Source organism: Streptomyces sp. Root1310, from assembly GCF_001426425.1.
Lineage (GTDB): Bacteria > Actinomycetota > Actinomycetes > Streptomycetales > Streptomycetaceae > Streptomyces.
Genome location: NZ_LMEQ01000001.1, coordinates 829,330 through 839,051, shown reverse-complemented (window position 1 = coordinate 839,051; position 9,722 = coordinate 829,330). Strand labels below are relative to the sequence as shown.

Here is a 9,722-nt window from a genome sequence, read left to right as displayed (position 1 = left end):
TTTTGAGCGACGACGGCGTGAAAACACGTCCGGATCCGCATGCCGGGCAATCTTCCGGACCGCCTTCCGGGCGGCATTCCGGACTGCCTTCCGGGCCGGTCTCCGAACCGCCCGTGACACCGCCTGCGCGGGCCATGGAAGACCAGGTCAGGGCCGCGTGGGCCGAGGTGCTCGGGCATGACGACTTCGATGACGACACCCCCTTCGTCGAAGCGGGCGGCCATTCCCTGAAAGCCACTCAGGTGCTCATGCGGCTGCGTCGGCAGCTCGGTGTCCGGCTGCCCAACAGGCTGTTCTTCGACCACCCCACCGTGCGGGAACTGGCGGTCGCGGTAGAACGTGTCGCCGCGACTTCGCCCCGCCTGTAACCGGTTGCCGCCGATTCGGGCGTCGGCATCGGCTCGCGGCCGGCTCAAGGCCGCCTCAAGGCCGACTCGACGTCGGATCGACCGGAGCTCGGCATTCGACCGAAACAAGGAAGGCACTTCTCGTGACTGCTCCCCTTTCCCGTGACGGCCTCCAAGAGTTAGGTGAAAGCGTTTTCCGTCCCGCCGAATGGCAGGGCGCCGCGAGCACCCCGCTCGATGCCGACACCGCGTTCAACGGATTCATTTCCACCCATGTCGTTTTCGCCCTGGAGCAACTGGGGCTGTTCGCCTGGTTCGACACGGCCGACCGGCTCGACGTGCCCGAGTACTGCTGGCGCCGACAGCTTGATGAAAGGGTTTTCCGCCAGTTGTTGTCGGCGGCGGAGGCCTTCGGGTATCTCGACGTCCTCGACGACCGGGTGACACCCACGCCGGCCTGGGGCGACCTCCGCCGGAAAATAGGGTTCTTCACCTGGGGCGTGGGCGGGTACCACGACGTTTTCGCCAACGCCGCGTCCATCGCGCGGGGGGAACGCGCTTTCGGCAAGGACGTGCTGCGCGACGAGGGCATGGTGGCGCTCGGCTCGGCGCAGGCCGACATGGCGCTGATGCGGAACCTGCTCGACGAGCAGATCGCCGCACTCGACTTCTCCGTCATCGCCGACCTCGGCAGCGGGATCAGCGAGCGCGTGTGCCGCCTCGTCAAGTCCCGTCCCGGCGCCCGCGGTCTGGGCCTGGACATCAGCGCCTCGGCCACCGCGCTGGCGGCCGGCACCGTCGAACGGCACGAGCTGGCCGACCGCGTCCAGCCGATCTGCGCCGACGTCCTCGACGTCCTCTTCCGGGGCCGCCGCATCGAGGGCGCCGACCAGGTGGACGTCGCGATGAGCTTCATGTTCCTGCACGACCTGCTCGTCGACCCCACCACCAGGACGGACGTCATCCCGGCGCTGCGCAAGGCGTTCCCGCGCGCGCACACCTTCCTGCTCGCCGACACCACCGTCCGGCCTCGCGGCGAGAAGGACACGCTGCCCGTCTTCTCCAGCGGCTTCGAGCTCGCCCACGCGCTCATGGGCGTCCCGGTCTACACGCGCGAGGAGTACGAGAACCTCTTCCACGAGGGCGGGCTGCACCTGCGCCGCACGGTTCCCTTCGGCGCCCCCCACACCTATCTGTTCGTCCTGGAGGCCCAGTGATGAGCGAGCGATGTCCCAACGGCCCCACCGGCCCCGAGATCGTGGAGGATCTGCCCATCCCCCTCGCCGTGGCCGGACATCACCAGCCCGCGCCCTTCTACCTCACCGCGGACATGTTCGGCGGCCTGCCCGTGCAGCTCGCCGGCGGTGAACTCAGCACCCTGGTGGGCAAGCCGGTCGCCGCGCCGCACACCCACCCGGTCGACGAGCTCTACCTGCTGGTCTCCCCGAACAAGGGCGGCGCCCGCATCGAGGTCCAACTCGACGGCAGCCGCCATGAACTGCTCTCCCCGGCCGTCATGCGGATCCCGGCCGGCAGCGAACACTGCTTCCTGACCCTGGAGGCGGAGGTCGGCAGCTACTGCTTCGGCGTCCTCCTGGGGGACAGCCTGTGACCCCGGCCGCGGGCCAGGCCGCCCCGGCGGCCGGCAAGGCGTTCAACACGAGTGTCCCCGGCGCCGACGACCTGATCCGGCTGCACCTCAGCGAGAGTCCCCACGGCGCCAGCAAGGCGGCCGTGCGGGCGGCCGAGCGTGAACTGGGGCGGGTCAACGTCTACCCGGACCCCGAGCGGCAGGAACTGGTGCGGGCGCTCGCCGCGCACTGGGGTGTCGGCCCGAACCACATCGCGGTCGCCAACGGCAGTGACGAACTCGTCCTGGCCACCGCCCTCACCCTCGGCGACCGGAGCCTTCCCGGGCTCGTCACCGACGGTACGTTCCCCGGCTACCGGGCCTGTCTGGAGCTCACCGGGCGCGGCTGCAGCGCCGTACCGCTGAGCGGCACCGCCGTCGACGCCTCCGCCTTCGCCGCGCGGCTGCCCGGACACGGGATCGGCTACTTGTGCAACCCGCACAACCCCAGCGGCGCGGCCCTCACCCGGCGGGAGCTGGCCGCGCTGGTCGACGCCTCCGGCCGCAACGGGGTTCCGCTGGTGTTCGACGAGGCGTACATGGAGTTCGCCGACCCCGACACCCCGCAGACCCGCGATCTGCTGGACGCGGGCGCGCCCGTCGTCGCGCTGCGCACCTTCTCCAAGGCCTACGGCCTGGCCGCGCTGCGCGTCGGCTACGCCGTCGGCCGGCCCGAGCTGATCGCCGGGCTGCGGGGGACCCTGCGCGCCCTGCCCTTCAGCGTGAACCGGCTCGCCCAGGCGGCCGCGACCGCCGCCCTCGGCGACCGGGACTTCGTCGACGGAGTACGCCGGTCCACGGCCGAGCGGCGCCGTTGGTTCGTCGGCGAACTGGACCGGCGCGGGCGCGCCCATCTGCCCTCCGTGACCAACTTCGTCGCCGTCGCGGCCCGGGACTGTGCCCGCGCGCAGGATCGTCTCGCCGCCGATTTCGGCATTCTCGTTCGCAATGCGGGGCTGTTCGGATTTCCCGGATACCTGCGCACGTCGCTCGGCGAACAAAAGGACCTCGTGCGGTTCCTCGACGCCCTGGACGAGATCGAACGCACGCCCTGAATTTCCACCGGAACGCCCGGCGAAACGACCGACCGAACGAGAACGACTGGAGGCTTTTGGTGTTCCGCCAAGACCCGTTGAACACGATCCTCGCCCTGGGCTCCGGGTTCACCCCCACCGCCGTGCGGGTGACCGCGACACTCCGCCTGCCCGACCTGGTCGAGCAGGGGCACCGGACCGCGGCCGCCCTGGCCGCCGAGACCGGCACCGACGAGCAGTCCCTGGGCCGCGTCCTGCACTACGTCAGCCTCCTCGGCCTGTTCGAGGAGACGACCGACAGCGCGTCGCGGCAGCGGACGTACGAGCTCACCGACGTGGGCCGGGTGCTGCTCGGCGACCACCCGAGCAATCTGCGCCGCTGGCTGGACTACGAGGACCCCAGCCGGCCCATGGAGGCCCGCTTCGAACCGGCCGTCGGCCGGCTCATGGACGCCGTACGCACCGGACTGCCGGTGTACGAGCAGGCGCACGGGCGGCCCTTCTGGAAGGACCTGGAGGCGCACCCCGACATCGAGAAGTCCTTCAACGCGGGTATCGCCCGGATCGCGGACCGGCTCGTGCCGGAACTGGCCCGGATCTACGACTGGGCGTCCGTGGGGCACGTCGTGGACGTCGGCGGCGGCAACGGCTCCCTGCTGCTGAAGCTGCTCACCGAGCACCAGGAGCTGCGCGGCACGCTGCTGGAGCTGCCGAGCGTCATCGACGAGGCCGGCGGGGTCACCGCCCCGGTGTCCGACCGCTGCGAGCTGGTCGCGGGCAGCTTCTTCGAGCCGGTCCCGGCCGGCGGGGACGTCTATCTGATCGCCAACACGCTCCACAACTGGAGCGACCGGGACGCCGTCCGCATCCTCGGCCGCTGCTCGGCGGCGCTCGCGCCCGGCGGGCGGGTCGTGGTCGTCGAGCGGCTGCTGGACAGCGGCAAGGACCCCGTGATGGCGAGCTATGCCGACCTGCTGATGCTGGTCCTGCTCGGCGGCCGGGAACGCAGCATGGACGATCTGCGCGACCTCGGCGCCGAAGTCGGGCTCACCCTCACCGGCTCCACGAAGTTCGAGCTGCCCGGCCACTGGCTGGTCGAGTACACCAAAGAGGAGACCCGGTGAAGCGCTCGCTGAACCCGGACGAGCCCAACGCGCTGCTCTCCTACGACTTCGACCGGGGCAGCAACTACGAGAACGTCCTGCATCTCACCGACGCCCTCGGCGCACTGGTTCCGGAGAGCGAGACGGAACACCCCGACCAGCGGTTCTTCCAGGTCACCCACCTCATCACCGAGTACGCCTGGGTACAGGTGCACTACGAGCTGCGCCGGGCCATCGGGCACCTGGACCAGGACCGGTACCACCAGGCGGTCCGTATGTTCGACCGGGCCACCGGGCTCAGCGAGGTCACCGTCCAGGCGGTGCGGCTGCTCACCGACCACCTGCCGCAGCACAGCCTGCTGATGATGCGCAACGCGCTCCCCGAGGACGCCACCGGCCTGGACTCGCCCGGCTACCGCAATCTGCGGCGGGTGGCCCGTCCGGTCTGGAAGGCCTACGAGCAGGCGGTGGAGCGCGCCGGGCTGTCCCTCCAGGACGTGATCGCCCAGCAGGACGACGGCTACGACGGCCCCCGCTCGTCCGGGTCGCAGTCGCTGGCCCTGGTACGGGAGGCGATGCTGCGGCTGGACGGCAGTGTCCTCGGCTGGAAGCAGCACCACCTGATCATGGTCTGGTCGCAGCTGGGCGGCCAGCCCGGGCTGCGCAAGGGGAACGAGGAGGGCGACGAGCAGCTGGAGCTGCCGCAGAGCCTGGGCGGCCGGTCCCTGGCGACGCTGGAGTCCCGCTCGCAGCTGGCGCTCTTTCCGGAACTGTGGCGGGCGGCGGAGGACGCGTACTGGCTGCTCGGCACCCGGCACGACACCGACGCCCCGGTGCGCGGCGGTGGGAACGGCTGCCCGGTGCAGCACTGACACCGCTGCCCGGCCCGGAATCCCCCCTCCGGGCACCGCGCAGCGAGCGAGCGAGCGGGCCGCCGACCTTCCGGGTCAGCGGTCCGCTCGCTGCTGTGCGGCCAGGCCCAGGAGCCGGGCCGCGACCTCCTCGAAGCGTTCATGGAGGAAGAAGTGGCCGCCGTCGAAGGCCTCGCCGACGTGTGCGCGCCGGGTGTAGTGCCGCCAGCCGTCCATCACCTCGGGCGGGGTGTCCGCGTCGCCGCCGCCGTACCAGGCGACGAGGTCGCTCGGGAGGGGCCGCGGCTCGGGGTCGGGCCGGTGGCCGGCAAGCAGCGCGAGGTCGCCGCGGATGACCGGCACGAACTGGTGCCGCATCGGTGACCGGCGCACCTCCGCCGGGATCCGGCCGTTCTCCGCTAGCGCGTCGAGCAGCGCGTCGTCGCCCAGGGCGAGCAGCGGGCCGTACGAGGAGGTGCCGAGGAGGTGCGGCGGACGGGCGGCGGCCACCACGACGAACTCGGGCGCGGGCCGGCCCAGGGCGTGCAGGGCGAGGGCCGTCTCGTAGGCGAGCAGGCCGCCCATGCTGTGCCCGAGGAGCGCGTACCGGCCGGACGGGTCCAGCCGGCGGGCGAGGTCCGCGGCGGCCGCCCGCAGGGTCGCCGCCCGCGGTTCACGGGAGCGCAGGCCCTTGCCCGCGATCTCCAGCGGCCGGGCGCGCAGCCCGGCCGGCAGCTCGCGCCGCCAGCGCACGAAGCTGCGCGCGGAGCCGCCGGCGTGCGGCACGCAGTACAGGGTGAGCGGTTCCGGGCCCGTCACTTGTGGTGCTCGCCCGCGCGCAGCGACTGGATCCGGACCGTCAGCGGCAGTTCGTTGCGGGTCAGCAGGGACCGCAGGTGCCGCCGCATCTCCGCCTCGGAGGGCGGTACGGCGTCGTCGACGAAGACGTCGAGCTCGAGGACGGCGGAGTCGTCGTCCACGACGGCGATCCTGGTCGCGGCGCGGACCACCCCGGGCAGCGACTCCGCGGCCCGGCGCACCGTCGCCGTCGACACCTTCTCGCCGCGCACCATCGCGAAGTCCGACGAGCGGCCGTGCACGTAGACGTACCCGTCGTCGTCGACGTGTCCGATGTCGCCGGTGGCCAGCAGGCCGGGCTCGATCAGATCACCGCGCTTGGACGGCGCGGGTTCGCCGACCCGCCTGCGGTAGACGGTGTCGGAGCGCACGAGCAGTTCCCGTTCCCCGGTGTCGGTGGGCCGGGTGAGCACCTCGACGCCGTCCAGCGGGACCCCCACCGAGCCGTGCCGGTGCGGGGGCTCCCGGTGGGCGGCGAGGGTGGACACCCGCGGTCCGGCCTCGGTCAGCCCGTAGGTGATGTACAGACCCAGCTCGGGGTTGAGTTTCAGCAGACGGGAGACGTACGACGGGTCGAGCGCCTGTCCGCCCACGGTCAGCGTGCGCAGCGGCGCGGGCAGTTCGCCGCCCGCGGTGACCACGGACTTGACCAGGCTCGGGGTGAGCGAGGAGAGGGTGACGCCCCGGCCGGCGACCGTGGCCAGGTAGTCGGCCACCGAGAACGGCGGTCCCGCCATGACCAGCCGCGAGCCGTGCGCGAGGCCGCCGAGGACCTGGGCGACCAGCGCGTAGGAGTAGTAGACGGGCAGGCTGACCAGGGTGGTGTCGGCGGCGCGCTGGCCGAGGGAGCGGCCGTGGCGGCGGGCGTTGCGCAGCAGGGCGTCGATGCCGTGCAGGCATCCGGTGGCCATGCCGGAGGTGCCGGAGCTCATCAGGATGACGTGGCCCGGTCCGTGGTGCAGATACGGCCGGCCGGTGAAGAGTCCGACGTCGGCGCCGCCGGTGCGGGTGACGTCGGTGACGCCGTACGCCTCGGCCCGCACGGCCGCCCTGACCAGTGCGCAGGCGCCCAGTTCGCGGGCCACCTCGCGGACCCGGGAGACCGGGGTGGAGGGGGAGAGCAGCACGGGGGTGTGTCCGGCCAGCGCGACGGCGAAGAAGAACCGCAGCGCCCGGATGCCGTTCGGCAGCGCGATGACGACGACGGCGCCGGGCGGGGCCGGCAGGGCCGCGAACCGGTCGATCAGGGCGGGCAGCCCCGCCGGGCCGCCCGGATCCTCGGTACGGGACAGATCCTCGACACGGCTCAGGAAGTCGCCGACGACGGCGGGGTCGAGGAGCGGATCGGCCAGGTCAGGCGAGGTCGTGCCGGGCGGTGTCGTGCCCGGTGTGGTCGTGTTCCGTGGGGTGGTGTTCTGCGAGGTCATGTTCTCCGGGGCCTCCGCGTGGGCGTCGGCCCACTGACGACCAGGCAGTGCGCCCGGTGCTTGCCTTCGTCGTCGACTTCGTGGGTGACGACCAGGACGTGTGCGGCGCTCGGCGGGTCGCCCAGCAGCCAGTCGCCGCACAGTGCTCTGGTGAGCGGCACGGCCGGGGTGAGGGGCATGGGCAGCATCGACACCGGCCCGTGGAACCCGAACGCCGAGCAGACGACACCGACGAGCGAGCCGGCTCCGGCGCCCGCGAACCGCATCGGGGAGATCCGGCCGCCGGGGACGGACCCGGCGAGCGCGCGCAGGGTGTGGCGCGTGGCCCGCTCGCTCACCCCGATGACCCCGACCTCCTCGGGCCGGTCCGGCGCGGCGTCGCCGCAGTTCTCCAGCGCGGCCGCCACGGTCTCGGCCATCAGCCAGGCCACCGGGTCGGCGTACACCCCGGGGACGCGGCGCCCGACCGTGCCCGGGTCGTCGGTCTCGACCAGGGCGGAACCGGTGATCACGGCTCCCGCGGGGCACCACTGCGCCGGGTTCACGCGGCGCCCCCGACCGCGGTCCGCGGCTCGTCGGCCGCCAGCAGCAGGCAGGTGTTGAAGCCGCCGAAGCCGAGGGTGAGGCTGATGCCGAGGGAACCGGTGAACTCCCGGGGACCGTCCGCGGCCAGCGGCAGGGCCAGTTCCGGCATGACGGTGCGGGTGTGCGGGAGCGGGGGCACGCTGCCGTGCCGCAGCGCGAGGAGCAGGGCGATGGCCTCCAGGGCGCCGGTGGCGCCGAGGGTGTGGCCGAAGGCGGGCTTGGTCGCGAACACGACCGCCTCCGACTTCGGACCGAAGACCGTGCGGTAACACGCCGCCTCCGCCGTGTCGTTGGCGCGGGTGCCGGTGCCGTGGGCGTTGATCACCGCGATGTCCCGGGCGTCGGCCCCGGCCCTGGCGAGGGCGCGCCGGACGGCGAGGACCGCGCCGGCCCCGGTCTCGTCCGGGGCGGTCGGCCCCGTGCCGTCGTTGGACGCGCCCCAGCCGCGCAGCTCGCCCAGGATCCGGGCGCCGCGCGCCGTGGCCGAGGCCCGGGTCTCCAGCAGCAGGAAGCCGGCGCCCTCGCCGAAGAGGGTGCCGTCCCGGTCGGTGTCGAAGGGGCGGACGGTGCCGGACGCGGAGAGGGTGCCGAGCGCCCGGTGTCCGAGGAGCTTGCCCTCGGTGAGCAGGTCGATGCCGCCGCACAGGCAGCGTTCCGCCTCACCGCCGGTGAGCAGGGCGGCGCCGGCCAGCACGGCGTCGGCGCCGGAGGAGCAGGCGGTGCTCACCGAAGCGGACCGGGCCACCCCCAGCTGTTCGGCGACGGCGGACGTCAGGGTGTGCGGCGAGGTCTCGGCGGCGTCGTCCAGGTGCGGGCCGAGGCTGCTGCCGAGCACCAGCGTGTCGACGTCCCCGGCCGGGCAGCCCGCGTCGCGCAGGGCGGCGGCCGCGGTGGTCACGGCGAGCGAGATCTGCCGCTCGGACGGAGGCCTGTCCGCCCCGCGCTCCTCCCGGCGGTCCGCCCCGCGGTCCGGACCTCCGCCCGGACCTCCGTCCGTCAGGAGGGCGGCGGGTGGACGGCCGTCGCCCGCCGACTCCCGGATGCCGACGCGCCCGCTCGTCAGCTGCTGCCACACCTCGTCGAGACCGTCACCCAGTGCTGTGGTCCAGCCCATTCCGGTGATGCATACGGCCCGATCGCGGTCGGCTCTGCGGAAACCCCCCAATTAAATCCCCCCGGTGTTCCGATAAACGCTCTGAGCGAAGCTCTGCGGGAGCCGCGTAACCCCGATTTGCCGATCGAAATTCTATTTGCATACCGCAATCGTATTTTAACGAAGGAGTTCTGGGGTGGCAAGGGACGCAGGTCGAGCTCACACCGGCGCCTGCCACGTCACGGTCGTCCCGTCGTCCCCGGTACCCCCGTCGCCCCCGGCACCCCCGCCGTCGTGAGCCGTGAGCCGTGAGCCGTGAGCCGTGAGCCGTACGCCGTACGCCGGCCCGGCGGTCGGCCAGGGCGGCCGTCGCGTCGATCACCACCTCGACGCGGGAGGCGTCCTGGCGGCCGCACGCGGCGGCAGGCGCACGGCGCAGGGCGGTGAGGAGATGCCCGGCGGTCCTCCGGGATCCGGCCCTCGACCGGGCCGGTGAACCGGGTGGCCGCCGGGAAGCCGGGGAGGGCGGCCTACCGGCGGGCGTTGCCGATCGCCGGACGGGCCCGGGCGGCGAGGACCTCCGGCAGCCGGACGTCCCCGGCGGTGAACTTCCCTCCGTGGCCGTCCTTTTCGGCCGGATGGAGGCGCCGCCCGAACGGCTCGCCGTCCACGTCGACCGGCGGCTCCCACGGGCCCGGCCCCCGCGGGACGTGCGGGACCCGGGACGGACCGGCGGTGTGGACGCCAGCGCGGTCCTCCCGGCCCGGACCGGTCGTGGTGAGTGAGGATCGCGT

General features: G+C 73.0%; 11 protein-coding genes. 6 read left to right on the top strand and 5 right to left on the bottom strand.

Annotated features, from left to right (window positions below):
• Nucleotides 1–2: 2 nt before the first annotated feature.
• From ASD48_RS44100 to ASD48_RS03815, 6 genes are all read left to right on the top strand, one after another.
• Nucleotides 3–368, top strand: a complete 366-nt coding sequence (locus tag ASD48_RS44100) for an acyl carrier protein (RefSeq protein WP_157880596.1) — start codon at nucleotides 3–5, stop codon at nucleotides 366–368.
• Nucleotides 369–490: 122 nt separating this feature from the next.
• Nucleotides 491–1,564 (top strand): hypothetical protein, encoded by a 1,074-nt coding sequence (locus tag ASD48_RS03835; protein ID WP_057599912.1) that lies wholly within the window; start codon nucleotides 491–493, stop codon nucleotides 1,562–1,564.
• Nucleotides 1,564–1,959, top strand: a complete 396-nt coding sequence (locus ASD48_RS03830; protein WP_057599911.1) for a hypothetical protein — start codon at nucleotides 1,564–1,566, stop codon at nucleotides 1,957–1,959. Before ASD48_RS03835 ends, ASD48_RS03830 begins: the two co-directional genes overlap by 1 nt.
• Nucleotides 1,956–3,032, top strand: a complete 1,077-nt coding sequence (locus tag ASD48_RS03825) for a histidinol-phosphate transaminase (protein ID WP_057599910.1) — start codon at nucleotides 1,956–1,958, stop codon at nucleotides 3,030–3,032. Before ASD48_RS03830 ends, ASD48_RS03825 begins: the two co-directional genes overlap by 4 nt.
• 59 nt (nucleotides 3,033–3,091) lie before the next feature.
• Nucleotides 3,092–4,135, top strand: a complete 1,044-nt coding sequence (locus tag ASD48_RS03820; protein WP_157880595.1) for a methyltransferase — start codon at nucleotides 3,092–3,094, stop codon at nucleotides 4,133–4,135.
• The gene (locus tag ASD48_RS03815; RefSeq protein ID WP_057599908.1) at nucleotides 4,132–4,986 is read left to right on the top strand and encodes a hypothetical protein; all 855 of its coding nucleotides are present in this window, start codon (nucleotides 4,132–4,134) and stop codon (nucleotides 4,984–4,986) included. Before ASD48_RS03820 ends, ASD48_RS03815 begins: the two co-directional genes overlap by 4 nt.
• 75 nt (nucleotides 4,987–5,061) lie before the next feature.
• Here the strand turns inward: ASD48_RS03815 and ASD48_RS03810 are convergent, their stop codons facing one another.
• From ASD48_RS03810 to ASD48_RS44095, 5 genes are all read right to left on the bottom strand, one after another.
• A complete protein-coding gene (locus ASD48_RS03810) occupies nucleotides 5,062–5,784 on the bottom strand; it encodes an alpha/beta fold hydrolase (protein ID WP_057599907.1) in 723 nt (240 codons plus the stop codon).
• Entirely contained in the window at nucleotides 5,781–7,250 is a 1,470-nt protein-coding gene (locus ASD48_RS03805; protein ID WP_057599906.1) for a class I adenylate-forming enzyme family protein, read from the bottom strand. The genes ASD48_RS03810 and ASD48_RS03805 overlap by 4 nt, the downstream gene beginning before the upstream one ends.
• Nucleotides 7,247–7,762 carry a hypothetical protein gene (locus tag ASD48_RS03800; protein ID WP_057599905.1) on the bottom strand — a complete coding sequence of 172 codons (516 nt, stop codon included), beginning with the start codon at nucleotides 7,760–7,762 and terminating at the stop codon, nucleotides 7,247–7,249. Before ASD48_RS03800 ends, ASD48_RS03805 begins: the two co-directional genes overlap by 4 nt.
• 29 nt (nucleotides 7,763–7,791) lie before the next feature.
• A complete protein-coding gene (locus ASD48_RS03795; protein ID WP_282438171.1) occupies nucleotides 7,792–9,000 on the bottom strand; it encodes a beta-ketoacyl synthase N-terminal-like domain-containing protein in 1,209 nt (402 codons plus the stop codon).
• 458 nt (nucleotides 9,001–9,458) lie between these two features.
• Nucleotides 9,459–9,599, bottom strand: coding sequence for a hypothetical protein (locus tag ASD48_RS44095; protein WP_157880594.1), 141 nt, complete (start codon nucleotides 9,597–9,599; stop codon nucleotides 9,459–9,461).
• Nucleotides 9,600–9,722: the final 123 nt, after the last annotated feature.